At 55.7% G+C, this 26,528-nt stretch carries 23 protein-coding genes, 1 tRNA gene and 1 other RNA gene; 14 read left to right on the forward strand and 11 right to left on the reverse strand.

Translation table 11 applies throughout. From position 1 onward, the window contains the following. Positions 1-117: 117 nt before the first annotated feature. The 3 genes from ftsH to GN112_RS28465 form a co-directional block, all read right to left on the reverse strand. Entirely contained in the window at positions 118-2,082 is a 1,965-nt protein-coding gene (gene ftsH, locus GN112_RS28455; protein ID WP_155313260.1) for an ATP-dependent zinc metalloprotease FtsH, read from the reverse strand. 70 nt (positions 2,083-2,152) lie between these two features. Then, a complete protein-coding gene (tilS, locus tag GN112_RS28460; RefSeq protein ID WP_155313261.1) occupies positions 2,153-3,625 on the reverse strand; it encodes a tRNA lysidine(34) synthetase TilS in 1,473 nt (490 codons plus the stop codon). Continuing rightward, positions 3,600-3,989: a DUF3568 family protein gene (locus tag GN112_RS28465; RefSeq protein ID WP_162459161.1), complete on the reverse strand. Its 390-nt coding sequence runs from the start codon at positions 3,987-3,989 to the stop codon at positions 3,600-3,602. Before GN112_RS28465 ends, tilS begins: the two co-directional genes overlap by 26 nt. A 368-nt stretch (positions 3,990-4,357) precedes the next feature. Here GN112_RS28465 and ffs point away from each other — a divergent pair. The 3 genes from ffs (at position 4,358) to dnaK (ending at position 7,583) form a co-directional block, all read left to right on the forward strand. Then, an RNA gene (ffs, locus tag GN112_RS28470) (signal recognition particle sRNA large type) lies at positions 4,358-4,602 on the forward strand. A gap of 389 nt (positions 4,603-4,991) precedes the next feature. Continuing rightward, a complete protein-coding gene (gene grpE, locus GN112_RS28475; protein WP_155313263.1) occupies positions 4,992-5,609 on the forward strand; it encodes a nucleotide exchange factor GrpE in 618 nt (205 codons plus the stop codon). 45 nt (positions 5,610-5,654) lie between these two features. Further along, complete coding sequence (dnaK, locus tag GN112_RS28480; RefSeq protein ID WP_155313264.1) at positions 5,655-7,583, forward strand: molecular chaperone DnaK; 1,929 nt, start codon at positions 5,655-5,657, stop codon at positions 7,581-7,583. 108 nt (positions 7,584-7,691) lie between these two features. Here dnaK and GN112_RS28485 read toward each other — a convergent pair whose 3' ends face one another. Next, positions 7,692-9,266: a class I adenylate-forming enzyme family protein gene (locus tag GN112_RS28485; RefSeq protein WP_155313265.1), complete on the reverse strand. Its 1,575-nt coding sequence runs from the start codon at positions 9,264-9,266 to the stop codon at positions 7,692-7,694. A gap of 191 nt (positions 9,267-9,457) precedes the next feature. On the opposite strand from GN112_RS28485, the gene GN112_RS28490 reads away from it, so the two are divergent. The 11 genes from GN112_RS28490 (at position 9,458) to GN112_RS28540 (ending at position 19,355) form a co-directional block, all read left to right on the forward strand. Then, the gene (locus GN112_RS28490; RefSeq protein ID WP_155313266.1) at positions 9,458-9,859 is read left to right on the forward strand and encodes a hypothetical protein; all 402 of its coding nucleotides are present in this window, start codon (positions 9,458-9,460) and stop codon (positions 9,857-9,859) included. 264 nt (positions 9,860-10,123) lie between these two features. Continuing rightward, positions 10,124-11,704 (forward strand): phosphoglycerate dehydrogenase, encoded by a 1,581-nt coding sequence (serA, locus tag GN112_RS28495; protein ID WP_155313267.1) that lies wholly within the window; start codon positions 10,124-10,126, stop codon positions 11,702-11,704. A 58-nt stretch (positions 11,705-11,762) separates the two neighbouring features. Continuing rightward, positions 11,763-12,077 (forward strand): DUF1844 domain-containing protein, encoded by a 315-nt coding sequence (locus GN112_RS28500; RefSeq protein WP_155313268.1) that lies wholly within the window; start codon positions 11,763-11,765, stop codon positions 12,075-12,077. A 25-nt stretch (positions 12,078-12,102) separates the two neighbouring features. After that, positions 12,103-12,975, forward strand: coding sequence for a 4-(cytidine 5'-diphospho)-2-C-methyl-D-erythritol kinase (gene ispE / locus GN112_RS28505; RefSeq protein ID WP_155313269.1), 873 nt, complete (start codon positions 12,103-12,105; stop codon positions 12,973-12,975). A gap of 48 nt (positions 12,976-13,023) precedes the next feature. Then, a tRNA-Gln gene (locus GN112_RS28510) sits at positions 13,024-13,098 on the forward strand. Between the two features lie 30 nt (positions 13,099-13,128). Beyond that, positions 13,129-14,082 (forward strand): ribose-phosphate diphosphokinase, encoded by a 954-nt coding sequence (locus GN112_RS28515; protein ID WP_155313270.1) that lies wholly within the window; start codon positions 13,129-13,131, stop codon positions 14,080-14,082. A 34-nt stretch (positions 14,083-14,116) separates the two neighbouring features. Continuing rightward, a complete protein-coding gene (locus tag GN112_RS28520) occupies positions 14,117-14,743 on the forward strand; it encodes a 50S ribosomal protein L25/general stress protein Ctc (protein WP_155313271.1) in 627 nt (208 codons plus the stop codon). A 169-nt stretch (positions 14,744-14,912) separates the two neighbouring features. After that, the gene (pth, locus tag GN112_RS28525) at positions 14,913-15,494 is read left to right on the forward strand and encodes an aminoacyl-tRNA hydrolase (protein WP_155313272.1); all 582 of its coding nucleotides are present in this window, start codon (positions 14,913-14,915) and stop codon (positions 15,492-15,494) included. A gap of 40 nt (positions 15,495-15,534) precedes the next feature. Beyond that, on the forward strand, positions 15,535-17,535 hold the full coding sequence (locus tag GN112_RS28530; protein WP_162459162.1) for a sodium-translocating pyrophosphatase: 2,001 nt from the start codon (positions 15,535-15,537) through the stop codon (positions 17,533-17,535). A 267-nt stretch (positions 17,536-17,802) separates the two neighbouring features. After that, the gene (locus GN112_RS28535; RefSeq protein WP_155313274.1) at positions 17,803-18,366 is read left to right on the forward strand and encodes a CarD family transcriptional regulator; all 564 of its coding nucleotides are present in this window, start codon (positions 17,803-17,805) and stop codon (positions 18,364-18,366) included. A 14-nt stretch (positions 18,367-18,380) separates the two neighbouring features. Further along, positions 18,381-19,355, forward strand: a complete 975-nt coding sequence (locus tag GN112_RS28540; protein WP_155313275.1) for an RluA family pseudouridine synthase — start codon at positions 18,381-18,383, stop codon at positions 19,353-19,355. A 108-nt stretch (positions 19,356-19,463) separates the two neighbouring features. Here the strand turns inward: GN112_RS28540 and GN112_RS28545 are convergent, their stop codons facing one another. The 7 genes from GN112_RS28545 to GN112_RS28575 all read right to left on the reverse strand — a co-directional run bounded on the left by GN112_RS28545 (position 19,464) and on the right by GN112_RS28575 (position 26,331). Then, on the reverse strand, positions 19,464-21,572 hold the full coding sequence (locus GN112_RS28545) for an FAD-dependent oxidoreductase (protein WP_174247677.1): 2,109 nt from the start codon (positions 21,570-21,572) through the stop codon (positions 19,464-19,466). A gap of 176 nt (positions 21,573-21,748) precedes the next feature. Beyond that, positions 21,749-22,321, reverse strand: coding sequence for an electron transport complex protein RnfA (locus GN112_RS28550; protein WP_155313276.1), 573 nt, complete (start codon positions 22,319-22,321; stop codon positions 21,749-21,751). 18 nt (positions 22,322-22,339) lie between these two features. Next, entirely contained in the window at positions 22,340-22,963 is a 624-nt protein-coding gene (gene rsxE / locus GN112_RS28555; protein ID WP_155313277.1) for an electron transport complex subunit RsxE, read from the reverse strand. A 15-nt stretch (positions 22,964-22,978) separates the two neighbouring features. Next, complete coding sequence (gene rnfG, locus GN112_RS28560) at positions 22,979-23,572, reverse strand: RnfABCDGE type electron transport complex subunit G (protein ID WP_155313278.1); 594 nt, start codon at positions 23,570-23,572, stop codon at positions 22,979-22,981. 1 nt (position 23,573) lies between these two features. Next, positions 23,574-24,536 (reverse strand): RnfABCDGE type electron transport complex subunit D, encoded by a 963-nt coding sequence (locus GN112_RS28565; protein WP_155313279.1) that lies wholly within the window; start codon positions 24,534-24,536, stop codon positions 23,574-23,576. Beyond that, on the reverse strand, positions 24,526-25,809 hold the full coding sequence (locus GN112_RS28570; protein ID WP_155313280.1) for a 4Fe-4S dicluster domain-containing protein: 1,284 nt from the start codon (positions 25,807-25,809) through the stop codon (positions 24,526-24,528). Before GN112_RS28570 ends, GN112_RS28565 begins: the two co-directional genes overlap by 11 nt. Positions 25,810-25,884: 75 nt before the next feature. Continuing rightward, positions 25,885-26,331 (reverse strand): cytochrome c3 family protein, encoded by a 447-nt coding sequence (locus GN112_RS28575; RefSeq protein ID WP_155313281.1) that lies wholly within the window; start codon positions 26,329-26,331, stop codon positions 25,885-25,887. Positions 26,332-26,528: the final 197 nt, after the last annotated feature.

The raw sequence follows: 26,528 nt of genomic DNA on the forward strand, positions 1-26,528 counted from the left end.
GCGTGAACAGATGATCGGTATCCATGCCCCTTAAGTCTGCCTGGTTTTTGCCGGCCGGAATGAAAGGCCGGTTGTTCAGCGTTGGTGACGTTTTCCGGTTCTGTCCGGCAATGGGGGTCAATCGCGCCTGTCGTCGGTTTCGCCGGGACCCGCTTGCGAAGCCGAGTCCGGTGCTTCCGGCGGACCATCCGATTCGATTTTCGATTCAGTCTCCTCGGCCGCCTGTAAATTTTCCGGTTCGGCCGCCTCAAAAGGTTCCTCTTTGTTTTCGGCCCTTTCCGGAAGATCAATGTCTGGTCTCACCGTGCGGATAATTTCATCCAGCTCGCTGCCCAGAACGGTCTCTTTCTCAATCAGTTCCTTGGCCAGTTTGTGCAGCACATCGATATGTTCGGTCAACACGGACCGGGCCCGTTCATAGGCGCCGATGACCAGGGCGTTGATTTCGGCGTCAATTTTTCTTGCGGTCTCCTCCGAGTAGTCCCGATGCTGGGCGATCTCGCGTCCCAGAAAGACCTGCTCCTCCTCCTTGGCGTAGGAAAGCGGACCAAGGGCCTCGCTCATGCCCCAACTGCGAATCATCTGCTGGGCCAGTTCGGTGGCGTTCTTGATGTCGTTGGACGCACCGGTGCTGATGCGGTTGAAAACGATTTCTTCGGCGACCCGTCCGCCGAACGCGATGGCCAGTTCGGCTTCGAGTTGATCTTTGTACCGGAAATCGCGCTCTTCGGGCAGAAACCAGGTGACGCCGGCGGCCCGGCCCCGGGGGATGATGGTGATTTTGTTCACTGCATCCGTGCCGGGAATGAGGCGTGCCACCAGAGCGTGGCCGCCTTCGTGATAGGCCGTGGTCAGCCGGTCTTCTTCCTTGATGACTTTCGATTTCCTCTCAAGACCCATGTAAACCTTATCTTTCGAGTCTTCGAAATCGACCATGTCCAGGCGTTCCTTGTTGCGTTTGGCCGCAAGCAGGGCCGCTTCGTTGACCAGGTTCTCAAGATCGGCGCCGGAAAATCCCGGTGTGCCCTTGGCCAGCACCACCGGATTGACATCCGTGGCGATGGGTGTCCGTTTCATGTGGACGCGCAGAATTTTTTCGCGGCCCTTGATGTCGGGCAGGGAGACCACCACCTGGCGGTCGAAACGGCCGGGCCGAAGCAAGGCCGGATCGAGTACGTCGGGCCGGTTGGTGGCCGAGATGAGAATTACTCCCTCGTTGGATTCGAAACCGTCCATCTCCACCAGGAGCTGGTTGAGGGTCTGTTCGCGTTCATCATGCCCGCCGCCCAGTCCCGCGCCGCGATGACGCCCCACCGCATCGATCTCATCAATGAAGATGATACACGGTGCATTTTTCTTTCCCTGGACGAAAAGGTCGCGCACCCGGGAGGCACCCACACCGACAAACATCTCAACAAAATCAGAACCGCTGATGCTGAAGAAGGGAACTCCGGCTTCTCCGGCGATGGCCCGCGCCAAAAGCGTTTTCCCCGTACCCGGAGGGCCCATGAGCAGAACGCCCTTGGGAATGCGCCCACCCAAGCGGGTGAATTTTTTCGGGTCGCGTAAAAAACTGACGATCTCCTCCAATTCCTCCTTGGCCTCATCGATGCCGGCCACGTCCTCGAACGTGACTTTCTCTTGCTGGTCCGAGAGCAGCCGCGCCCGGCTTTTTCCGAAAGACATGGCTTTGCCGCCGCCACTTTGCATCTGACGCATGAAGAAAATCCACACTCCGATGAGAACGATCATGGGGAACCAGGAGACCAGCACGGACATGTACCAGGGGGACTCCGCCGGTGGTTTGGCAATGATGGTGACGCCTTTGTCCTTGAGGCGCTGAATCAACGCCGGATCCTGGGGCGCGTAAATTTTGAAATGGCTGCGATTAAGATCGGTGACCCGGATTTCCTGGCCCTGAATCGTGACTTCCGAAACCCGGTCCGCTTCCACCATGGCCAGAAATTCGGAGTAGCTGATGTCATTTTGCGACAATTGCTGTTGGTTGAACAGGTTGTACAGCATGACCATCATCAGGGTGATGACCAGCCACAGCGCCAGGTTTTTATAAAATGGGTTCAAATGCAGGGTCCTCCTTTATCGTATATGGGCTTCGGGGGTATATCGATTTTTGATAGGATCATATTAACCATCATCGGGTGTCAATCAAGAAAAATTCAACCACCAGAACGCAGGTGGTGGCATGGGTTACCTTGACGAAATCGTCCATGCGCCGGCCCACCAGCCAGATAATCCGATTGCTGTCGGTGAGCACGGGGGCGATGGCCCGATCGTTTTGGGGAACATGGTGATCGATGAAGAATTTTTTAAGCTTTTGCGATCCTGAAGCGCCCAGTGGGGTAAAACGGTCACCCGGTCGCACGGGGCGCAGGGTCAGCGGGGCTGAAATCCGTTTCAGATCGAAAAAGGCCTGGTGGGGCCCCACGGTTTTCCAATCGGGCAATGCGTCGGCACGGCAGGTTGAAAAGCGCAGCCCGAATCCCAGTGAGGTCATCTGGATGGTTTCCGGGAAGGGGGCATCGATCCGCATCGGCAACCCCTGAGGTATGGTTGCGGGGCCGTCCGTCCGCCACCGCCGATGGACACTACAGCGTTGAAGATCCAATCGATCACCGTTTCGCCGGACCCGAACGCCGCCGGGCAGATGAACTTCCTTTCCATCGGCAGATTCGGCCAGAAGGCGGAGGACGGCGATGACATGGGCGAACGTGATCCGTCGCAACGTACCGCACAACACTTCCAAGGCTCGACGCACCAAGCGGCGGGCCAGGGCGGGATGCGCCCGATGAAGGCGTTTCACGCAAAGGACGAGATGATTGTTATCCCGTTTCACCACGGCTGCGGCGTATGGGGCATCGGTCAGCGCTTCGGTCCACGCCTCCTCACAACGCATGATATTGGCCAGCCGACTCAGATGGTGGTGAATGCGCGAGTTGTATTCATCGGCCAGAAGCGGCAGTAGCCGGTGTCGGATTCGATTGCGCAGAAAACGAAGATCGGTGTTGGATTCATCGGAGGCGCAGGCAATTTCTGATGTGGCGATATAGTCCTCAATCATTTTGCGGCGGACGTTGATGAGCGGACGGATGATTCGCCGGTCCCTTACCGGTGCAATTCCGGAAAGCCCCCGTGGTCCGCTGCCGCGCAAAAGGGCGAGCAGCATCTGCTCAGCGTTGTCATCCAGATGGTGGCCGAGGGCCAGTTTGTTATACCCCCCATCCCGCATGGTCTTGTTGAAAAAGGCGTAACGGACCCGCCGGGCAGCCTCTTCGGGGGAGAGGTGCAACCCTTGTTTGACCCTGGATACATGGGCGCGTCCCTCATGGCAGGGATGGTTCAAGGCGCTGGATGCCCGGCGTACCAGGGCGGCATCGGCGTCCGCCGCCAGGCCACGCAAACAATGGTTTAAATGGGCCACACCCAAATGGATATCCAGTGAGGGCGCCAGATGGTGGAGCAGATGCAAAAGCGCCATGGAGTCGGGGCCGCCCGAGACACCGACCAGAATCCGATCGCCGGCATTAATCATTTGATGCCTGGCCAGCGTCTGTCGGACGGTGGCCATCAGCGGATGCGAATCAGAGGTTGCCGAGGATGGTGGCATGAATCAGTTCAGCGTCTTTACGATCCCAATAGCCGACATAGCCGCACCGGATGGCGACCTCGGTCATGTCGTATTGTACGGTGGTGATCCTTACTTTTACCGGGGAGCCATCGTTCTGGCGTGCCTTGATGGTGGTCTCACTGGCCGTCTGGGTTTTTTCCTCAACGGGGATCTTCAGGTATTCCAGACTCTGGAGAACGGCATTTTCGGTACGCTTGAGATCACTGGCGTAGGAGCGGATCAACTCTCCCTTGACCCAGGTATAGACCCCGGCACCCGTTCCTGCGCCGACAACCAGGGCGGCACAGCCCGTGGTGAGAACAAGGACAGACAGCAACAGTATTGTATTAACAGTACGGTGCATTATGGGTTCCTCCATGTTGAAGATGGGATTGGCTCTCAGTTCAATTCCCTCTATTGCATGACAGCGGGGAAGTCAATACCGCAGCCATCACTGGTCAGGGTGGCCGCATTTGAATGGGAATCCGGAGAGTGGCGTTATGGGTTCCCCACGGTTTCGGAGCGATGAATGCCAAATACCAAAATCCAAATGTCAATTGAAGGATGAAATCGATTTAAATTGGACAGGATTCCACCATTTGTCATTGAGCATTTGATATTGAACGGCCTTGCGGTCGCCATCGTCCTGCCGTTTGTCTGACCATATGAGTGCTAAAGATGGCTCACTTAACCCTTGAAAAAGCGGTAACAAGTATACTATAGGTGCCCCGGTTGTGCTAGGTGGGGAGCCAGCGGTGCCCTGTACCCGAAATCCGCTTCATGCGGGGCTGAATTCCCCCCATAGGATTGATCCCGAAAATATTGGGTCATTTTGACCGGCCGCCGCGCAACAGACGGTCTCGAACCTCGTCAGGTCCGGAAGGAAGCAGCGATAAGAGATGCGGTCTGTGTCGTGGATCGATCCCGGTCAGACGATGACTTCGATTTTCAGGATCAGTTCAACGGGGGGTGCACAACCATTTCTCCTTTCAGTTCTGGCCCTGCCATTGCTGACCCGCCACCCCACCGGCGGTTTCTTTTTTTGATCCTTTGTTGTCATCGGATGCCCAGGCGCCATTGTCGACGTGCGTTTTCCGGCATTCGCTCATCGCTTTCCATCCCGGCCGGCGAATGACCGGTTGTTCTGAAATTTGTCTTACGCCAATACAACCTATCAGATTTACAAATAATTATCATGTCTTCGACAAGGTCGCGCTCGTCCTTGACAAGCCACCATCTGGTCTTATTTTTTGTCAACTTTGCAGTCCCGGTCGTCTTCAACAGCTTGATATTAATGCTGTCAGCGATCGGGTGCCCACCGGCCAAACAAAATGAAATCCAGGCAAACTAGGAGAAACAGGCGCTGATGGCACCAGAGAAGAAGATTGTAATTGACGACGAAATCGAACAGGAATCAGAGGCCGCATCGACGACGGAAAATGAGGTGGCCGATGCCGCTGATTCGCAAGCTGATCTGGAAGCACAACTGGCGGCAGCCCAGGCGGATGCCAACGATCACCGTGACCGCATGCTGCGCATGGCGGCAGAGCTGGAAAACTACAAAAAACGGGCGGCGCGGGAGCAGGATGACTTAAGGAAGTTTGCCACGGAGAAACTGATCAGCCAGTTGCTGACCGTCGTGGACAACCTTGAACGGGCCGTCGCATCGGCAACCGACGACAGTCAACCACAAAACGGCCAAAGCGTCGTCGACGGGGTCGTCCTGACACTGGCTGAAGTCAAGAAAATCCTTGAACAGAATCACGTAACGCCCATCGATTCTTTGGGGCAGCCTTTTGATCCGGCCTTTCATCAGGCCATGTGTCAGGAACCGTGCAGTGACCAGCCGCCCAATACGGTGGTTCAGGAGTATCAGAAAGGCTATCTGATTCATGACCGGCTGCTTCGTCCGGCCATGGTTGTGGTCTCAACGGGGGCAACGAACGGAAAAGATAACGAAAACGCGGTCGATACGAACGCATAACGAATTACTACAAGGAATATTGTCGAAGGTAAGGAGGAACAGCATATGGGCAAGATTATCGGAATTGACCTCGGGACCACCAACTCATGTGTGGCCATCATGGACGGCGGCGATGCCAAAGTCATCACCAACGCCGAGGGAGGGCGGACCACGCCATCCATCGTGGCCGTCAGCGAAAGCGGTGAGCGCATGGTCGGCCAGATTGCCAAGCGTCAGGCCATCACCAATCCGGAAAACACCGTATTTGCCGTCAAGCGGCTGATCGGCAGAAAGTTCTCTTCTCCCGAAGTCCAAAAGGACGTCAAAATCCTCCCTTACCACGTCAAACAGGCAGAAAATGGCGATGTCCGCATCGATCTGCGAGGGAAACTGCACAGCCCCGCTGAGATTTCCTCGTTTATCCTGGCGCATATCAAAAAATATGCCGAGGACTACCTGGGCGAGCCGGTTACCGATGCGGTCATCACCGTTCCGGCCTACTTCAACGACAGCCAGCGTCAATCCACCAAGGATGCCGGCAAGATCGCCGGGCTTAACGTGCTGCGGATTATCAACGAGCCCACCGCGGCGTCCCTGGCTTACGGACTGGACAAGCGTGCTGAAGAAAAGATCGCCGTCTTCGATCTGGGTGGCGGGACATTCGATATTTCGATCCTGGAGATAGGGGAAGGGGTTTTCGAAGTCAAGGCCACCAACGGCGACACCCATCTGGGTGGTGAGGATTTCGACCTGCGGCTGATCGACTACCTGGCCGACGAGTTCAAGAAGGATCAGGGCATTGATCTGAGAAACGACAAAATGGCCCTGCAGCGGCTCAAAGAGGCGGCTGAGAAGGCCAAAATGGAACTCTCCTCATCCATGGAAACCGATGTGAACCTGCCGTTCATCACTGCGGACGCCAGTGGCCCCAAACATCTCAATGTTAAAATTACCCGGGCCAAGCTGGAGGCGCTGGTCGCCGACCTGTTGGATAATATGGAGGCACCCTGCCGGACCGCGCTGAAGGATGCCGGCCTTTCCACGGGAGACATCAACGAGGTTATCCTCGTGGGGGGCATGACCCGTATGCCGGCCGTTCAGGAGCGGGTGAAGCGGATTTTCGGCAAGGATCCCCACCGGGGGGTCAATCCTGACGAAGTCGTGGCCGTGGGGGCCGCCATTCAAGGCGGTGTTCTCAAGGGGGATGTCAAGGACGTGCTTCTTCTGGACGTGACCCCGCTTTCCCTGGGCATCGAGACCCTGGGTGGGGTGATGACCAAACTCATCGACAAGAACACCACCATCCCGACCCGCAAAAGCCAAGTTTTCTCCACCGCGGCGGACAATCAGCCGGCCGTCTCCATCCATGTGCTCCAGGGTGAGCGTGAAATGGCGGCCAACAACAAAACTCTCGGCCGGTTTGAACTGGTCGGTATCCCGCCTGCCCCCCGGGGCGTGCCCCAGATCGAGGTCACCTTCGATATCGATGCCAATGGTATTGTCAATGTTTCTGCCAAGGATACGGCCACTGGGAAAGAGCAGTCTATCCAGATTACGGCGTCCAGCGGCCTATCCAAAGAGGAGATTGACAAACTGGTCAAGGATGCCGAGTTGCATGCCGATGATGATAAAAAGAAAAAGGAACTGGTTGAGGCCCGCAACCATGCCGATACCCTGATTTACAGTACCGAAAAATCCCTTAAGGATCTTGGGGAGAAAGTGGACGCCGAGACCCGCAGCAACATCGAAACCGCCTCTGCAGCGCTGAAAAAAGCCATGGAGGGCGAAGATCTTCAGGAAATTCAGCGCCTGAGCGAGGAACTCACCCAGGCATCCCACAAAGTCGCCGAGGCCATGTACAAACAGGCCTCCGAGTCCGGCGCTGCCGGCGCGGCGCCCGGTGCCGATGCCGGCGCGGAATCCGGTGCGGGTGCTGGGGCGGCCGACGATGATGTGGTTGACGCCGACTTTGAAGAGGTCAAAGACAAAAAATAGATCGAAATTTCCTGAAGATGGCGGTGCTTTTCGCATTGCCATTAAAAAACCCGCGTCAGGTGAATGGCGCGGGTTTTTTGTCTGTTGTTTTAAGTTCCTCTGCGGCGGTCAGACCTGGAAACTCTCCTTTTTCCCGGCATACTGCTCGCGCAGTCTGGGCTTTTCAATTTTGCCGGTGGGGTTCCTGGGCACATCCGCGAAAATGATTTTCCTGGGGCGCTTGTAGCGCGCCAGGCCACTGCAAAAATCGTCCACCTCCTCCTTGGTCAATACGGCGCCATTTTTAACCTTGATGATGGCTGTGGCGATCTCGCCCAGTCGCAGGCTCGGCAAGCCGATGACCGCAACATCCTGAATGCGCGGATGCCCCATGAGAAACGCTTCGATTTCCACCGGATAGATGTTCTCCCCGCCAGTGATGATAACGTCCTTTTTCCGATCCACCAGCCAGATGAAGCCATCCTCGTCCTGCCGGGCCACATCGCCGGTAAGCAGCCACCCGTCGACAATCGTGGCGGCGGTGGCTTCGGGGTTTTGATAATACTCTTTCATCACACCGGGCCCCTTCAGAATCAGCTCGCCCGGGTTTCCCGGCATGACCGGCTGGTGGTCGTCGTCGACAATCTGATACTCCCAGTCGAAACCGGGGACGCCGATGGCACCCACTTTGTGCATGTTTTCCAGACCCAGGTGGATACAGCCGGGCCCTGTGCATTCGGTCAGGCCGTAATTGGTATCGTACTGGTGGTTGGGAAAGATTTTTTGCCACTCCCGGATCAGGCTCGAGGGAACCGGCTGGGCGCCAATGTGCATCAGCCGCCACTGGTCCAGCTGATAGTTCGTTAATTTCAACTCGCCGCTTTCAATGGCGAAGAGAAGATCCAGTGCCCAGGGCACCAGCAGCCAGACGATGGTGACCTGCTCCTCGGAGATCGCCTCGATGATCCAGTGGGGATCGATGCCTTTTAAGATAACCGCCCGGGCGCCCACGATAAAGTTGCCGAACCAATGCATTTTGGCTCCAGTGTGGTACAGGGGCGGCATGCACAGGAAATTGTCCGTGTGGACCTGGTTGTGGTGACGGTTTTCCACGTAGCAGGCATGCTCAAGGTTGCGATGGGTCAGCCGGGTGGCCTTTGGGGTTCCGGTGGTGCCGGAGGTGAAGTAAAGCGCCGCATCGTCGCAAATATCGATCTTAACGCTGGGGGGCTCGGCCGGATGGGTAGCCATCAGCGTTTTCAGGGATTCGGCCCAGTCGGGACGCTTTTCTTCCGGTCCGGTGAAAATGAAGTGCTGCACGCAGGATTGGATTTGTTCGCGGATCTGGTCCACCCGGTCGATGAACTCCTCACCGAAGATAAAAACCCTGGCCTCTGCAGTGAGGCTGCAATTGGCGATCGTTTCGGCCACAAACCGGAAATTGAGGGGCACCGCCCAGGCACCGGTCCGCAAGATACCGAAATAGGCGGGCAGCCACTCAAGGCAGTTCATCATCAGGTGAATCACGCGATCCCCTTTGCGGACCCCTCGGGCGATCAATACCTGAGCAATGGTGCTGGCCTGTTCGTCAAAGGCTTTCCAGGTGATTTCCCTGCGGCGCTCCAACGCCGGTTCCCGTTCGATGAGGGCGGTTTCCTGACCATACATTCTTGCGTTGCGGGCAAGAATCTCGGTAATCAGCATAGCGCTTGTCCTTAGTTAGTGATAGCGGAGGTGATTTCGAAAGGGGCAATAACAAAATGGCCGGCAGGGGTCAAGGTGCTGAGCATGGCGATGGCCGGGTACCGCCCTATTCGGTGAAAAAAAGTTTGCCCGGGGACGATGGATTCTTTAAACTGAAAAAAATTAAACGATTCACTTTAAGGATGGTGGACATGCTTCGTTTTGACGGCACCTATACATTGGCACGCAAGGAAGATCCCGGATCGAGTCACGCCTATGCCTGCAGCTGGAATGTAAAGGTTATCGATTTTTCGTCGTCCGATCCGTCTCACCCGCATATCCGGCCCTGCGCCGTCCTGGCGGTTCGACAGGCCGGTGGGATTTTCAAGTCCAGTTGTGCCGAAAGCCTGGGAAAGCGGATCGTCAAGGACTTTGATCTCAAGGTTGACGACCTGCTTTGGGTTGAATCGTTTCCCGACGTCCCCCAACAGCTTTTTGTGGCTGTCTTCACCCCCCGCTATGGCGATGCCGGCATTCATTATACCATCACCTGGCGGCCCATTCTGGAAAACGAGCAAAACGCCGTGGCGCCCTGGTTCCAGGCGTCGGAATAGACGATCCTTGCGTTTCCGAATCCACCCCCGCCAGATGCCGGCGGCGGCAATCCGCCCAAAATATGGGTTGAATGTTGAATCGCTTTTTTCTAAAATACGCTGCTAAACTTCGGACGTCTTTCCGGACCCGAAGGTTTTCCCGTCATTTTTTCACCGATACCATTTTCCCCGCCGATGGCGGAAAGTGAGGGGCCGCCGTCCCATCGGTCGGGGAGACACAAGCTATAAGGCGAATCATCAACCTACAAATCGAGGACGCACACGATGAAGGTGCTGGTCAGTGACAATCTGGGGGAGGATGGCATCCGCATGTTTCAGGATGCATCGAATATTGATGTAGATGTGAAAACCGGTCTGGCACCGGAGGCGCTTAAGGCGATTATCGCCGACTATGATGCGTTGGTGATTCGTAGCGCCACCAAAGTGACCGAAGAATTGCTTCAGGCGGCCACCCGGCTGAAGGTTGTCGGACGGGCTGGTATTGGTCTGGACAATGTGGATATTCCGGCAGCCACCCAACGTGGGGTGGTGGTGATGAATACGCCCACGGGCAATGTGGTCACCACGGCGGAGCACGCCATTGCCATGATGCTGGCCCTGACCCGCAACATCCCCACCGGTACGGCGTCCCTGCGGGACGGACGTTGGGAAAAGAAGAAACTGCAGGGTCGGGAGATTTTCAATAAGGTGCTGGGGGTGATCGGGTTCGGAAAGATCGGCGCCATTGTGGCCGACCGGGCCCGCGGCCTGAAGATGAACGTGGTTATCCACGATCCCTTTGTCACTCCGGAACAGATCCAGAAGGCCGGTTTTACGCCTGTGGATCTGGACACGCTCTACCAGCAGGCCGATTACATTTCCGTACATGTACCCAAACTGAAAAACACCCTTGGGATGATCAATGCGGATGCATTCGGAAAGATGAAGGACGGGGTGATGATCATCAACTGTGCCCGCGGCGGTATCGTGGCGGAAAACGATCTTTACGATGCCCTTGTCTCCGGCAAGGTGGCCGGTGCGGCCCTGGACGTTTTCGAAACCGAACCGCCAGTAGAGAGCCCGCTGGTAGCCCATGAACGGGTGATCTGTACGCCCCACTTGGGCGCCTCTACCCGGGAGGCTCAGACCAACGTGGCCGTCGCCGTCGCCCGGCAGATCATCGACTTCCTTACCGCCGGCACCGTGGCCAATGCAGTGAACATGCCGTCGGTGACCGGAGAGGCCCTGGAAAAAATTGGTCCCTACCTGACCCTGGCCGAGCGCATGGGATGCCTGCAGGCACAACTGGTCCAGGGCCCGATCAAAGAGGTTGTGGTCGAGTTCCATGGCGATTTCAAGGACCTTGACCTTTCACCGGTTTCCACGGCGGTGCTGAAGGGGATCCTCACCCCGGTGGTCAAGGACGACGTCAACTTCGTCAACGCTCAGGTCATGGCCCAGCAACGGGGCATCAAGGTTACCGAAACCAGCAGCGCCGAGTCGGACTACTATGTCAACCAGTTTACCGTCCGGGCCATCACCACCGAAATGACCAGCGTGGTTTCCGGTACGATTTTCGGGAAAAAGGATCCGCGGATCGTCAAGATTGACAAATTCCGTCTGGAGATGATCCCCCACGGCCATATGGCCCTGATTCAGAATATTGATAAACCCGGCTCCATCGGTGAAATCGGTACCACCCTCGGGAAACACAAGATCAACATTGGCCGGATGCAGGTGGGACAGGAAGAGGAGGGTGACCGCAATATTATTTTCCTGACCACGGATACGCCGATACCCGAAGCTGTGGTTGACGAAATGCGCCAGTTGGCCCTGGTCAAAACCGTTACCCCGTTGGAGTTTTAAATTTTCCGGCCGGCGACCCCGGTATCAGGGGCGGCACGGCAATAAGGAGCATCTATCGATGACAGACGATAAAAAGGCGCACACGGAAGACGCCGGAGGGAAACCGCAGACATCGGGATCCCCGCCGCTGCCGACCATTAATTTTGCTACTTTCATCTTTTCGCTCAATTCATCGGCACTGGTTCAACTGGGCATGATGGAAGATCCCATGACCGGCCAGAAGACCAAGAACCTGCCGATGGCCAAGCAGACCATCGATGTCATCTCGATGCTGGAAGAGAAGACCCGCGGCAATCTGGATGGTGATGAAGCGGCAATGATCAAGAACATTCTCTATGACTTGCGGATTCTCTACGTGAAAGAGAAGGGGTAGGCCGACGCGACCGCCATCGACCCCAGTGACCGTTACGGTTCACGCGCCAGCCAAGATCAACCTGTTTTTGCGGATTACCGGCAAGCGTTCCGACGGTTACCACGAGCTCAGTTCGGTCATGTGCCCGGTCGCCCTGTACGACACGGTGACCATCACTTTTGGCGATGATGACGGAATCCAGGTTGCCTGTGCGCATCCGGCGGTTCCCGAGGATTCCTCCAACCTGGTGGCCCGGGCTGCCGCCCTTTTTTTCGAAACGGCGTTTGCCGGATGCCCGCCGCTTGGGGGAGGGATGCGGATCCACATCGAAAAGCGCATTCCCGTTGGCGCCGGGTTGGGCGGCGGCAGCAGTGACGCCGCCGCCGTCCTGGTGGCACTCAATCGCCATTTTGGATTGCCGTTGACCCACACCACCCTCCAGGCGGTGGGTGCCCGCATCGGTGCGGATGTTCCCTTCTTTATTTTTGGTGCCCCCGCGCTGGCAACGGGAATCGGTGAGCAGCTGGCTGCTTTTCCCTACCTGGCCCCCTGGACGGCCCTGCTGGTCTATCCCGGGGTGGCCATCTCCACGGCCTGGGTATACAAAAATCTGAATTTACGATTGACAAAAGACGAAAAAAAACTTAGTAAATTCCACTTTAACGGCCGATTTTTCAGGCTTGACGAGCATTTGGTCAATGACTTGGAGCCGGTGACTGAAAGCGCTTTTCCGGTCATAACGGAGATAAAGCGTTTGCTGCAAGCGCATGGCGCAAAGGGGGCCATGATGTCCGGCAGTGGTTCAGCGGTGTTCGGGTTGTATGCCGATCGCGATCGAGCCGAATCAGCGTACAAGGTCTTGTGTGGCAATCAGCAACGTCAAAACTGGACGCTTTACATTGCAGACCTTTTGATCTAAGGGCCGGTTGTTGCCAACCATGGTTATTGGGGCACCGGCATTTTTTACTGGGGCGTCGTCAAGTGGCAAGACACAGGATTTTGGTTCCTGCATTCGGAGGTTCGAATCCTCCCGCCCCAGCCAATATTATCAAACAGGAGTAGCGTTCAGACAGTGACCACGAAAAAACACAATTTCTGTATTTTTACTGGAAATTCCAATCCGGATTTGGCGGATAAGATTGGACGCTACCTGGAGATGCCGCTTTGCGGCGCCGTCGTCAAGCGTTTCAGCGACGGAGAAATCCAGATTGAGATCGAAGAAAACGTTCGTCAGAAGGACGTTTTTATTGTCCAGTCGACTTGTGAACCGGTAAACGATAATCTTGTTGAAATGCTGCTGATGGTCGATGCCCTCAAACGGGCCTCGGCGCGCCGGATTACCGCCGTCATTCCCTACTACGGTTATGCCCGCCAGGATCGGAAAGTGGCGCCCCGGGTTCCCATCAGCGCAAAGCTGGTGGCTGACCTGTTGACTACCGCCGGTGTGACCCGCGTGATCACCATGGACCTGCATGCCGGACAGATTCAGGGCTTTTTCAACATCCCCGTTGACAACCTCTATGCGGCACCGGTGCTGCTGGAATCCATAAAAAACGAATTTGATAATGGCGATCTGGTGGTCGTTTCACCGGATGCCGGCGGTGTGGAACGGGCGCGCGCTTTCGCCAAACGGCTCAATGCCGGACTGGCCATCATCGATAAACGGCGTTCGTCACCCAACAAAGCCAAGGCCATGGCGGTGATTGGCGATGTAACGGACAAAACGGTGATTATCCAGGACGACATGATCGATACCGCCGGAACTCTCACCGAGGCCGTGAATGCCATCATGGACAGGGGCGCCCGGGAGGTGCATGCCTGCTGTGCCCATGCGGTGCTTTCCGGTCCGGCGCTGGATCGGATCAATACGTCGCCGATTACCAGTGTCGTTTGCACGGATACCATCCCTCTGGGTGAAAAACAGCAAGAATGTAATAAAATTAAAGTGCTTTCCATCGCCAACCTGGTGGGGGAGGCGATTATTCGAAGCTACACCGGGGATTCGGTAACATCCCTGTTTGTGTAATATTTTTTCAAGGAGGAACAGATCGTTGGAAATCATGAATCTTAAAGCAACCCTGCGGGAAGCCGTGGGCAACGGACCCTCACGGGTGCTTCGCAGAGATGGCAAAATTCCTGCCATTTTGTATGGACCCAAAACCGATCCGATCAAACTGACCATCGAAAACCTCGAGCTCGAACCGATATTCAAAAGTGGTGCGGTGGCTCAGAAGCTTCTGAAATTGGAAATCAGCGGGGCCGATCAAGGCCGCAACGTGATGGTCAAGGATATGCAGCGCCATCCGGTTTCCAATACGCTTTTGCATCTTGACCTCTACGAAGTGTCCATGGGCCAGAAAATCAAGGTCATGGTTCCGGTTGCCACCACGGGCAAAAGCAAGGGCGTTGAAATGGGCGGAATGCTTCAGATTATCCGCCGGGAGTTGGAAGTCCTCTGCCTGCCCGACCAGATTCCGGAAATGATCACCATTGACGTGACCGACCTTGATGTCGGCGATTCGTTCCACGTCGAAGAGCTCCAACTGGAGGGCGATATTGAAGTGCCGGCTGAAGTCAACTTCACGATTCTGACCATCCTGGGCGCCAGCAAGCAGGAGGAAGAGGAAGGCGAAGAAGAGGGCGAAGAAGAGGGTGAAGAGACGGCTGAAGCATCGGCCGAAGAATAATTTTTCAACCCTATACGCCGGCAGCGGCCATGCTCGGAAACCATCGGCAGGTTGACGTTAACGGCTGATCAGCACCGGAAAATCAGCCTGCCGTGCAAGTACCGATCCGCCCACGGCGATTGGGGACCGATGGCCATCCCGATTCCTCCAGACGGGAACCATCACCATCATGCCAGAAAAAATACAGCATCTGATCGTCGGCCTCGGAAATCCGGGACCGGCGTATGCATCAACCCGCCACAATATTGGATTTATGGTCATTGACCGGCTGAAGGACAAGTACGGGCTGATCGCTCGCACCAGCCGGATTCAAGCGGAACTGGCCGAGGGGGCCATTGCCGGAAGGATGGTTATGGTGGCCAAACCGCAGGCTTACATGAACCGTTCCGGTGACCCGGTGGGTGATATCATTCGCATGTATGGGCTTCAATGCGAGGATGTGGTCGTCATCCACGATGACATTGACCTTGCTTACGAAAGATTGAAAATCAAAGAGAAAGGGGGGGATGGAGGACACAATGGATTAAGGTCCCTGGCAGACGCCCTGGGGACCGCTGCATTTGTAAGGGTGCGAATGGGCGTCGGGCGGCCTGACGCCGGCATTGGGGTGGTGGACTACGTTCTCGGTGAGTTTGACGCCGACCAGCGATTAACGCTCGAACGATTTCTGTCACAGGCTGTCGAGGCTGCGGAAGTGATCCTTTGCCAAGGAGCAAAGGAGGCCATGAATCGGTTTAATCGGAAACCTTGATTTAACCCAACACGGAATGGAGGAAAGAATGGAAGTTGTAATGAGTAACTTACCGCTCGCTTGTACGTTGGTCGGTGTTGCTGGTGTTCTCTTCGCGATTATCCTTGCCGGCATCGTCAAAGGTGCTCCTGCTGGAGATGAGAAGATGCAGGCCATCGCTGGTGCCATTCAAGAAGGTGCCGTCGCTTATTTGAACCGTCAGCTGAAGAGCATGGGCATTGCCGGTATCATTATCTTTGCAGTGATTTTTGCGACCATGGGCGCCAAGACCGCCTTTGGTTTCATGATTGGTGCGGTCGCCTCTTTCATGGCCGGTTATATCGGAATGCGCGTATCCGTTCTGGCTAACGTGCGGACCGCCGAAGCGGCTAAAAAAGGCATGGCTGCCGGCCTTTCCATGGCCTTTAAAGGCGGCAGCGTGACCGGTATGATCGTCGCCGGCCTGGCTCTGACCTCCGTTGCCGGTTACTACACGGCTACTCATGATGTTATCGCCCTGGTCGCCCTCGGCTTTGGTGGCAGCCTGATTTCCATCTTTGCCCGTCTGGGCGGCGGCATCTTCACCAAGGGTGCTGACGTCGGTGCCGACTTGGTGGGTAAGGTTGAAGCGGGTATCCCCGAAGACGACCCCCGTAACCCCGCTACCATCGCTGACAACGTGGGTGATAACGTGGGTGACTGCGCCGGTATGGCCGCAGACCTTTTCGAGACCTATGCCGTTACCGCCGTAGCCGCCATGCTGATCGGCCACCTGCTCTACCCCAAAGTCCCCATGGCCACCGAGTTTCCGCTGATCCTTGGTGCGATCTCCATCATCGCTTCCATGATCGCTGTTTTCTTTGTCCGTCTGGGCAGTGGTGGTTACATTATGGGTGCCCTGTACAAAGGCATGTTCGGTTCCGCCATTTTGGCTGCCGTCGCCTTCTACTATGCGGCAACCAAGTACATGGGCGGCCTGGGTGACATCACCGCCATGCAGATTTACTACTGCACGCTGATCGGCCTGGTGCTGACCGTCGTCATCGTTATCATTACTGAGTTCTACACCGGTATCTACAGCCCGGTGAAGAGCATTGCAGAGGCCTCCACCACTGGTCACGGCACCAACATCATTGCCGGCCTGGCCGTCTCCATGCAGGCCACCGCATTGCCGGTCCTGTCCATTTGTATTGCCATTCTGCTGGCTTTCAAATTCGCCGGTCTTTACGGTATCGCCATGGCCGCCATGTCCATGCTTTCCATGACCGGTATGGTCATCGCCATTGACGCTTACGGTCCGATCACCGATAACGCCGGTGGTATCGCTGAAATGGCCGAGATGGACGAGAGTGTGCGCGCCGTCACCGATCCGCTGGATGCCGTCGGCAACACCACCAAGGCCGTCACCAAAGGGTACGCCATCGGTTCTGCCGGTCTGGCCGCGTTGGTGCTGTTCGCTGCCTATGTGATGGAATTCCAGATCCAGGGTGGTGGTAAAGAAGCCATCAAATTCGATCTTTCCGACGTTAACGTGATTATCGGTCTGTTCATCGGTGGCCTGCTGCCCTACCTGTTCGCTTCCATCGCCATGAAGGCCGTTGGTAACGCCGGTGGCGCCGTGGTCGAGGAAGTTCGTCGTCAGTTCCGCGAAATTCCGGGCATCATGGAAGGTACCGCCAAACCCGATTATGGTGCCTGCGTTGACATCGTCACCAAGTTTGCCCTCAAAGAGATGCTGGTTCCCGCGCTGCTGCCGGTTGTGGCTCCGCTGCTGGTCGGCTTCCTGCTGGGCAAAATCGCTCTCGGCGGTCTGCTCATCGGTTCCATTGTTACCGGCGTGTTCGTGGCCCTGTCCATGACCACCGGTGGTGCGGCTTGGGACAACGCCAAGAAATACATTGAAGACGGACACCTGGGTGGCAAGGGCTCCGAAGCCCACAAAGCCGCTGTAACCGGTGACACCGTCGGCGACCCCTACAAAGATACCGCCGGCCCGGCTGTCAACCCGATGATCAAGATCCTCAACGTTGTGGCCCTGCTGATGGTTCCGTTCCTGCTGTAATCCGGCAGGGCGGGGTTATCTCGCCGCAATTGCAGTTGTCATTCAAGGATTGGCGCCAAGCGGCGCCAATCCTTTTTTTATTGATTATTCCCCCCTGCAATGGTATATTCTACTATTACATATGGTTATTATTTTTGCACTCCCCTTGAAGCGAGGGGGATTCCTTTCAGAGGGAAGCAGCGGATAGGCCAAACGACCGACTTTCCGGTACTCACCGGGATAAGAACCCCACAAACCACGGCTTAATCCCAGCTCACTGGTACATACATGGCAGACAAATCCGATAGCGATAGCGATAGCGACAGCGCCAAGAGCCCGGCATTACATAAGCGATTCAAGGTAGGGGATCTCGCTGTCTATCCGGCCCACGGCGTCGGTCGTATTGAAGCCATCGAAACCAAGGTCGTCAATGGTGAGGAACACGATTTTTACATCATGAAAATCATTGAAAATGCAATGGTGATCATGATTCCGACCTGGAATGTGGCTTCCGTGGGGCTCCGGGACGTTATCCAGAAAAAAGATATCCCCAAAATTTTCGATGTGATGCGCCTGCGCCAGGACCAGCCCATGGATAACCAGACATGGAACCGGCGTTATCGCGAGTACATGGAAAAGATCAAAACCGGCTCACTCTTCGAGGTGGCCGAGGTCTACCGGGATCTCTCACTGCTCAAAATGACCAAAGACCTCTCCTTTGGGGAACGCAAACTTTACGATACTGCTCAGAATCTTCTCGTCAAAGAGCTTTCGACTGCCAAAAACAAAAACGAGAAGGCCATTATTAAAGAAATTGAGTCTCTTTTTACCACTGATGAGGCAGGCGACTAAGCCGTTTCATCCGTATGTCTAACCCACCATCGCGCTTCTCTTTTGCAGTTGTCCCCTGCCAGGCGGGAGACCGCCTCGATCGCTTGGTCGCCGCTTGTGTGGCGCACTGTTCGCGATCCTTTGCTGCCGTGCTGATCCGGCAGGGACGAATCACCGTAGACGGGCAGACCAGAAAACCGGGATACGTGGTCAAGTCCGGAGAACAGATTTCAGGAACCATTCCACCAGCCGACACGCCCGCTTTTTTGCCTGAAGCGATTCCCCTTGAAATTCTCTATGAAGACGACGAACTGCTGGTTGTCAACAAATCCCCCGGCATCGTTGTTCATCCGGCTCCCGGCCATAGTGGCGGAACCCTGGCCAATGCCCTGATGCATCACTGTCCAGACCTGCAAGGCATATCCGGTGGTTTGCGTCCCGGCATCGTTCATCGCCTCGACAAAGATACCTCCGGTGCCATGGTGGTGGCCAAAACCAGCCGTGCGATGCACCATCTGGCCGCACAGTTCAAATCCCGTCAGGTGCATAAGCTCTACCTGGCCCTGGTGTATGGCAATCCCCTAAACGAACACGGCAGCATTGATCTGCCTATCGGCAGGCATCCGGTGGCGCGCAAGCGGATGTCCGTGCACAGCCGCGTCCCGCGCCCGGCGCTGACCCTCTGGCAGGTGAGGGAACATTTCGCTGGCTTGAGTCTGCTGGAACTGGACATCCGGACGGGGCGCACCCACCAGATTCGGGTGCATTGTAAGGCCATTGGGCACCCGGTGGTTGGCGATCCGCTATATTCCCGTCGAGGCCTTAAACGCCAACTGACCCAGGTCGCGCCGTTGATTGCACAGGTGGTGGAACCCGTTCAGCGCCAGATGCTGCATGCGCGACAGCTTCAGATCCGCCATCCGTTGGACGATCGTCGGTTGATTGTTGAAGCGCCCTTGCCATTTGATATGGATGAAGTCCTCAGGAAGCTCCGCATGAACTCACGCTAAATGCAACTGTGGCTCAAAGCCACTTTTATCGCAGAGGATTTCAAGGGAAATAAAAAACGCCGCCGGATTTCCGGCGGCGTTGGGTGAAATCGGGGTGAAGAAATTCGCTCAGGCGGCGCTTTGTTCGCCCTCAGGGGTGGAAGGGGCGATGGTGTCCGGATTGTAGCAAACCCGGCAGCAGTTGAGACAGCGGCTCGATTCGTGTTTGGCATCCGCCTCGGTGATCACCTGGTCGACTTCAATCATCGAATCGATGCGATCTTTTACCGGCAATTCCGGCATGGGGGTCCGTTTGCTTTTCACCACGCCGGGAACCGTTTGAAAGAGCGACTCGGGAATGTGCTGTTTGCGCAAGGACTTGGGAGATCCTTTGACCTCCTCACCGGTAATATACTGATGGATGGAACGCGCCGCCCGGCGCCCGCCACCGATGGCATCCACGACAAGGGAGGGGCCGGTCGCCACGTCTCCACCGGTAAACAGATAGGGGACGCTGCATTGCAGGGTTTCCGGGTCGTTATCGAATGTATTCCAGCGAGTAATGGTAATGTCTTCTTTCTCTGGTTCTTTTTCCATAAAGCTGACATCAGGCTGCTGGCTGATGGCCGAGATTACCATGTCCACATCGAGTATGGTCTCTGACCCTTCGATCGGCACAGGTCGGCGCCGGCCGCTGGCGTCTGGTTCGCCCAGTTCCATCTGAAGGTATTCCAACCCTTTGACGTTGCCCTGGCCATCGTCGATAACGCGGGTCGGGGCGGCCAGGAACTGGAAAGAAATGCCTTCATGTTCAGCGGCAACGATTTCCACCTCGTTGGCGGGCATTTCCTTGCGTGTCCGGCGGTAGACCAGATAGACTTTTTCGCAGCCCAGGCGCAGCAGGGTGCGCACACAGTCGATGGCCGAGTTGCCGCCGCCAACGACCGCCGCGCGTTTGCCGATGGGAATGCGCTTGTCAGGGGAGTCGGCCACGGAAGAGAGGAAATTGATGCCCTGCGATACGCCCTTGAGATCTTCCCCCTTGATGCCCAGCTTATAATCTTTCCACGCACCGATACCAACGAAAATGGCGTCATAGCCTTCTTCTCGTAGGCTCTGGATAGTGAAGTCGCGTCCCAGGCAGGTGTGGTAGTGCACGTCGATCCCCAGATTGAGAATGCCTTCGATCTCCCAGTCGAGGACTTTGTCGGGCAGGCGATATTCCGGTATCCCATAGCGCGTGATGCCGCTCAGTTTGGACATGTTTTCGTAGATCGTGGGATGGTGCCCCAGTCGCCGCAGAAAGTAGGCACAACTGACGCCTGCCGGGCCACCGCCGATGACGGCCACGCGTTTACCGGTATCCGGCGCACAGGGAATCGGAAAACGGGTTCCGCTGTTCATCTCATAGTCGGCCACAAATCGCTTGAGTTGATTGATGGAGACGGCCTCGTCATCTTCAATAGCCCGGCGGCAGTAGGTTTCACAGGGATGCGGGCAGACGCGGCCGCAGGAGAGCAGCAGCGGGTTGCGTTCACGGATGGTGCTGACCGCGGCTTCGTAGTCGCCCTCACGGATCTGGCGGATGTATCTGGGAATGTCGATCTCCGCCGGGCAGGTTTGCTGACAGGGGGCCAGGGCGTGGTCTTCCTCATTGAAAACCAGCAGACGCTCGGACATGGTCTTGACCGACAGCAAGTCTTTGGGGCAGGCGGCCGCGCAGGCACCACAACCCACACACTTCATTTCGTCGATCACCGGGAACCCATTTGGCCCCATGTGAATAGCATCGAAGAGGCAGGTTTTGATGCAGTCACCCATTCCCAGACAGCCGATGGAGCAGACCCGTTTCCCGCCGTAAAGCGCGGTCATGGCGGCGCAGGTCATCGCTCCGTTGTAAATGAACTTGTCTTCCGCACGGTCACCGCCGCTGCACGGGTTAAGTGATTTGACCGGTTCTGCCGTCCCCGGATCAACGCCCATGACGCCGGCGATATTGACGGCTGCCTCGGAATCGGCGGCAACGCAGATACCGGGTTTGGCCCGGCCCTCGACAATGGCCACTGCCGCAGCGCCGCAACCGGCAAATCCGCAGCCACCGCAGTTGGCGCCGGCCAGGAAGTATTCGACCTGACCAATACGGGGATCTTCGTAAACGTAGAAGACTTTGGATGCAACACTGAGAATAATGCCGCAGGTGGCACCAATGCCAAGCATGACAAGAATAGCGATGGTCACGAAAACCTCCTTTATTTAAGGGCCGTCAGCAAAGGGATGGATCTGCATTGGCGAAGACCCAATCTGGCAGCAAAACAATTTGCTACTAAAAAACCGTTTGGAACGACTCAAGTCCCCCCAAACGGTTTCGGTTTTGATAATACTGATGCGTGTCCCGTCAGGGGCCTGTGCGCTGACTACACCATTCCGCGAAATGCGTAAAAACTCAGTGAGAGGATTCCGGCGGTAACCAGTGCGATAGAGGTGTCCTGCAACGGTTTCGGCACCCTGGCCAGAAGAATCCGTTCACGAACACCGGCAAAAAGAATCAATGCCAGACCAAATCCGGCGGCATACCCGAAGGAGGCGACCAGCGACTGCATGAAGCTGTACTCTTTGTCAATATTTAGCACGCAGACACCGAAAACCGCACAGTTCGTGGTAATCAGAGGCAGAAAAATACCCAAACCGGCATAAAGCGCCGGCATGCTCTTTTTGAGAAACATTTCTACGAACTGAACCAGTGACGCGATGACCAGAATAAAGGCAATCGTTCTCAGGTAAACCAGTTTATAGGGTAACAGAAGATAATTGAAGATCAGCCAAGTCATTACACCGGCCATGACCAGTACGAAAATGACGGCCATGGCCATGCCCACGGCGGTTTCCATTTTCTTTGATGTGCCGAGGAAAGGGCAATTTCCCAAAAATTGGGCCAGTAAAATATTATTGACGAAGATGCAGGCGATGATGAGTTCAATATAGTCCATTGCACACTTCCTTTATCGCTATTTGCTCGGAATAAGGTTCATCAGGCACAGGAGCAGACCCAAAGCGACAAATGCTCCCGGCGCCTGAACGGCAAAGACGAAGGGCTCATAGGATGCTCCGAAAATATTCGGAATACTATAGGGCAGAAAGCCGAACACATCACCGGCAAGTCCGCCGGTGCCCAAAAGTTCACGAACTGCACCGAGGACGGCCAGCGAACAGGTAAAGCCGATTCCGATGCCCAGGCCGTCAGCAGCGGAAAGGACGACGCCGTTTTTAGACGCAAATGCCTCCGCTCGCCCCAGGACGATACAATTGACCACGATAAGGGGGATGAACACACCCAGGTCCATGAACAGCGTGTACGCGAAGGCCGCCATCATCTGCTCAACCACGATAACGAAAGTGGCGATGATGATGATGAAACAGGCGATACGCACCTTGGCGGGAATGACCTTCCGCAAAAGAGAAACCAGGATATTGGAGCAGAGCAGGACGAAAGTGGTGGCCAGTCCCATACCAATACCGTTTTTCATGGAAGTGGTAACACCCAGTACCGGGCAGAGACCAAGGACCAGGCGAAACGGCGGTATCTCCTTCCAGAGGCCTTTGGTAAATTCAGAAGCAATCGATTTGGCCATTTTTGCTAGACTCCTTTATTTGCCCATGCCTTTGATTTGTTCTTCCAGCTGTGGTTTCAGTTTGTTGTAAGAGGTGATGGCATTGTTGACGCCAGCGCAGACCGCCCGGGAGGTAATGGTGGCGCCGCTCAGCGCATTTACACTGCCACCGTCGTTGGTCACCTTGAGAGGCGTACCAATCGGCTTGCCGGCAAACTGCGCTGAAAATTTGGGGTCGTCTTTGGCCATGGCGCCGAGTCCGGGTGTCTCTTTGTGCGTCGTGACGGCAATCCCGCGAAGGGTTTCGTCGGCCATGTTGATGGCGACCACCAAACCCACCTTGTCAGCAAAACCGCTGGCGCTGGCTTCCATAACGACCGTGTCCGCCGTTCCACCGAAGACGCCGACGAATACATTGCGCTCTTCCTCGCCATCCTTGATTTTAAACCGGTCTTCCACAGGATCGTTTTCGGCATCCTTGAGGATCTGTCGGATGGCGGGGCCCTTTACCAGGTTCATTACCTGATTCTCAATTTTGGGTTCGGTAAAACCCTTCAACCAAGAGAGGCCCCCACCCGAAATGACGCTTAGTACGGTCAGAACGACCACCATTTTGATCATTTCACCCATGTTACGCTACCTTTCCAATCGCCTTGGGTCTGATCTTGTCGACCAGCGGATTTATCAGATTGATCAGAAGAATCGCGAAGATTACGCCATCCACATAGATGCCGATATTGCGGATCAGAACCGTCATTACACCGCCTAGTGTGCCGTAGATCAGCATGGGGACAAAATTGACCGGAGAAGTGGTGCTTTCAGTGGCCAGGAAGAAGGCGCCGAACAAGGTATAGCCCGTCAACAGATGAAAGACAGGATCGGCGAAGCGCGAAGGATCAGCCATGTTAAACAACATGGCGGTAATGTAAGTCCCGACGATAAAGCTTACACAGACTTCCCAGCGAATGATTCCCCGGATCATCAGATAGATGCCACCAATCACCAGTGCTAACCCGTTGGCACTGCCCAAGCCGCCCACTTGGCGTCCCATGAGCAGGTCGAGTGGATGGAGATGCTCTACAGCTGCGGGTCCAAAGGCCTTGAGGGCGGCCAGCGGTTCCGAAGTGGTCGGAAAATCAAGAGAAAAATTAACCAGACCGGCATCGAAATCGAGGTGGCCCTTGTATGAAATCATCAGGATAGCAATTGCCAAAACAACCGGATTGAACGGGTTGGCGCCGATTCCACCAAAAATCTGCATGCCGATAACAATGGCGAGAAATGTCCCGACGAGGACCACCCACCACGGCGTTGACGCGGGCAGCATCATGCCCAGTAGCAGACCGATCAGAGCAGCATTGCCGTCACCCACCGTAATTGGCCGCCGCATGGCCCGGTTCAGCAGAAGCTCCCACAAGATTGCCGTCGACATGGCCATACAGATAACGCCCAGAGCCGGTGCACCGTAATAGGCGATTCCTGCGATTGCGGCGGGAAGGGCGGCGATGATGGTGTGATAGCTTCGCTCGGGAATCCCGCTGCCGTCATGCCAGAACGGTGCGTGGGAAACAATTAGCGTCTTCTTACTGTTCATTCATCTCCTCCGCAGATAGGGTCCGGCCTAATTCATATTTTGCCAGTTTGATATACTGAAAAATCGGGATACGGGAGACGCAGACGTAGCTGCACAGGCCGCACTCGATACACGCATACAGATCGTACAGATCCGCGCCTTCGGCATATTGCCCGGCTTCCAGAAAGCGGATGAGCAGGTTGACCGGCACGTTGGCTGGGCAGACCCGTACGCAGTCTCCGCAGTTGATGCACGGATAGTCGCTGTAAAGGGGGATAATGCTCTTGTCCTGGACCATTACGGCATCGGTATCCGGTCCCAGGGGCAGATCTTCGCTATAGATGGCGTTACCGGTCATGGGGCCGCCGAAGATGATTTTGTCCTGATCATTGACCTCCACGCCAAAGGCCTTCAGGAGTGCGGCCACCGGTGTACCGATTTTTGCCCGGGCCATGTGCTTGACGCCCTGTTTGTCGATGACGGTGACGTTTTTTTCGATCGTCAGGCACCCGGTGGAGAAGGCCTTGCCAATGGCTGCAACGGATTCGGCGCGCAGAAAATGGATGCCCAGGGAGGCCATACCTGTTTCGTCCGGCAGGCGTCCGGTGAGGCTGTTTAAAATCATCAGCGGTTGCGCATAGGGATACTGAGAGGAAAAGGGTTGAATGCGGGCATCCAGATGGCCCGAGTAGTTCTGAACGCTCTCCTCCGGAACAGCGATAACAATCTCTTCAATACCGGTCGCTTTTCTCAGAACTTCGATGCCGGCATTGATAGCTTCGATGTTGTTTTTTAGTACATAGAGGCTGGTGTCAATGAGAAGATCGGCATTGCCGCCGTAAATGATAATGGTGCTGACCGGATTGCGTTCGTCCATCAGCGGCGCGAAGTCCGGTTCGCCGGGCCCGGCGGCGAGAAAACGAGTCAATGTTTCCAGGGATGGGGCTTCGGCAGCGGCGCTAAATTCGGGATCGATGACCTCATTCCCCTCGGTTTTAATGGTCACCGCCGTCCAGGCATTGCCGTAGTCAGCCAGAAACGGCGCCATTGCGCAAACCGTTCCGGTGACCGACGAAATCGCATAAACATCGTCATTTTCGTTTAACACCAGCCGCTGCCCGGTTTGGACCGGGGTGCCCACTTTCAGTGTGCTGCTGGCCTGCTTGAACGGCTTTTTGATATACAGGGTAACCTGCTCCGGTGCGGGAATGGCCACCGGGCTGGCAGATGCATCGGTGGCCAGTTCGTACTTGAAACAAGGCGTGGATAGACCGAAAAATGATCGTTTTCGCATGGGCTCAACCTTTTGTTAGGTCCGCAGTAAGTGTTGACGGTGCCATTACGGTTTTCTTTTAAGCGATTTGCCCGACTATAGGACATGGCATTTGGAGCAGTTGTCCGATCCCGACTGCGGTCCTTTTTCGAACTGCTCATGGCATTCGATGCAACCCTGATGAAAGGCATCCGCACGGGATATCATTTCGGTGTCTTCAATGTCGCTTTCATCATGGCAGTCAAGGCAGCGATCCGGCTTCGCGCCATCTTCGGCGGGGACCTGATGGCATTCCCCGCAGGCGATCAACGCGCTGTCGTCATCCATGGGGTGATGATGACAATCGAAGCAGCTGGCCCCGTAACCGGTGGCATCGGTGTGGGTGTAATGGTCAAAAAGGACTTTTCCCGCATTGGTCTGGTACATGATCCGGATGGGTTCCTCGGGCGCTTTGGCCGGAAAAGCCGCATAGCAGATTATTCCGACAAGCAACAGGTGGATTGCCAGACCGTAAGCAAACAGCAGCTGTTTCTTCGACGTCATGTGGACTCGATCCTTTTTGAAGTTAGGTTGTAATTGTTGTGAATAGAGTGGGCTAAAAAAAACAAACCATCGACTATCATAATGCACAAAAGCTTTCAAGGCTTTATTTGGATCATTGGCAAGCCGTTGAATACTAAATACAAAGCCTGTATCAAAGGCGGGAAACCGGTGCCCGCGAACCGCTGACAGGAGAGCAG

It is taken from the genome of Desulfosarcina ovata subsp. ovata (genome assembly GCF_009689005.1).
GTDB classification, from domain to species: Bacteria; Desulfobacterota; Desulfobacteria; order Desulfobacterales; family Desulfosarcinaceae; genus Desulfosarcina; species Desulfosarcina ovata.

Excerpts from the sequence above, each read along its gene's own strand:
- rsxE (WP_155313277.1), bottom strand. The coding sequence starts at position 22,963 with ATGGCCAAATCGATTGCTTCTGAATTTACCAAAGGCCTCTGGAAGGAG.
- GN112_RS28465 (WP_162459161.1), bottom strand. The coding sequence starts at position 3,989 with ATGCACCGTACTGTTAATACAATACTGTTGCTGTCTGTCCTTGTTCTC.
- GN112_RS28570 (WP_155313280.1), bottom strand. The coding sequence starts at position 25,809 with ATGCGAAAACGATCATTTTTCGGTCTATCCACGCCTTGTTTCAAGTAC.
- grpE (WP_155313263.1), top strand. The coding sequence starts at position 4,992 with ATGGCACCAGAGAAGAAGATTGTAATTGACGACGAAATCGAACAGGAA.
- tilS (WP_155313261.1), bottom strand. The coding sequence starts at position 3,625 with ATGCCACCATCCTCGGCAACCTCTGATTCGCATCCGCTGATGGCCACC.
- GN112_RS28535 (WP_155313274.1), top strand. The coding sequence starts at position 17,803 with ATGGCAGACAAATCCGATAGCGATAGCGATAGCGACAGCGCCAAGAGC.
- GN112_RS28575 (WP_155313281.1), bottom strand. The coding sequence starts at position 26,331 with ATGACGTCGAAGAAACAGCTGCTGTTTGCTTACGGTCTGGCAATCCAC.
- GN112_RS28490 (WP_155313266.1), top strand. The coding sequence starts at position 9,458 with ATGCTTCGTTTTGACGGCACCTATACATTGGCACGCAAGGAAGATCCC.
- GN112_RS28550 (WP_155313276.1), bottom strand. The coding sequence starts at position 22,321 with ATGGACTATATTGAACTCATCATCGCCTGCATCTTCGTCAATAATATT.
- pth (WP_155313272.1), top strand. The coding sequence starts at position 14,913 with ATGCCAGAAAAAATACAGCATCTGATCGTCGGCCTCGGAAATCCGGGA.
- GN112_RS28520 (WP_155313271.1), top strand. The coding sequence starts at position 14,117 with ATGAATCTTAAAGCAACCCTGCGGGAAGCCGTGGGCAACGGACCCTCA.
- serA (WP_155313267.1), top strand. The coding sequence starts at position 10,124 with ATGAAGGTGCTGGTCAGTGACAATCTGGGGGAGGATGGCATCCGCATG.
- GN112_RS28565 (WP_155313279.1), bottom strand. The coding sequence starts at position 24,536 with ATGAACAGTAAGAAGACGCTAATTGTTTCCCACGCACCGTTCTGGCAT.
- rnfG (WP_155313278.1), bottom strand. The coding sequence starts at position 23,572 with ATGGGTGAAATGATCAAAATGGTGGTCGTTCTGACCGTACTAAGCGTC.
- dnaK (WP_155313264.1), top strand. The coding sequence starts at position 5,655 with ATGGGCAAGATTATCGGAATTGACCTCGGGACCACCAACTCATGTGTG.
- GN112_RS28485 (WP_155313265.1), bottom strand. The coding sequence starts at position 9,266 with ATGCTGATTACCGAGATTCTTGCCCGCAACGCAAGAATGTATGGTCAG.
- GN112_RS28500 (WP_155313268.1), top strand. The coding sequence starts at position 11,763 with ATGACAGACGATAAAAAGGCGCACACGGAAGACGCCGGAGGGAAACCG.
- GN112_RS28540 (WP_155313275.1), top strand. The coding sequence starts at position 18,381 with ATGTCTAACCCACCATCGCGCTTCTCTTTTGCAGTTGTCCCCTGCCAG.
- GN112_RS28530 (WP_162459162.1), top strand. The coding sequence starts at position 15,535 with ATGAGTAACTTACCGCTCGCTTGTACGTTGGTCGGTGTTGCTGGTGTT.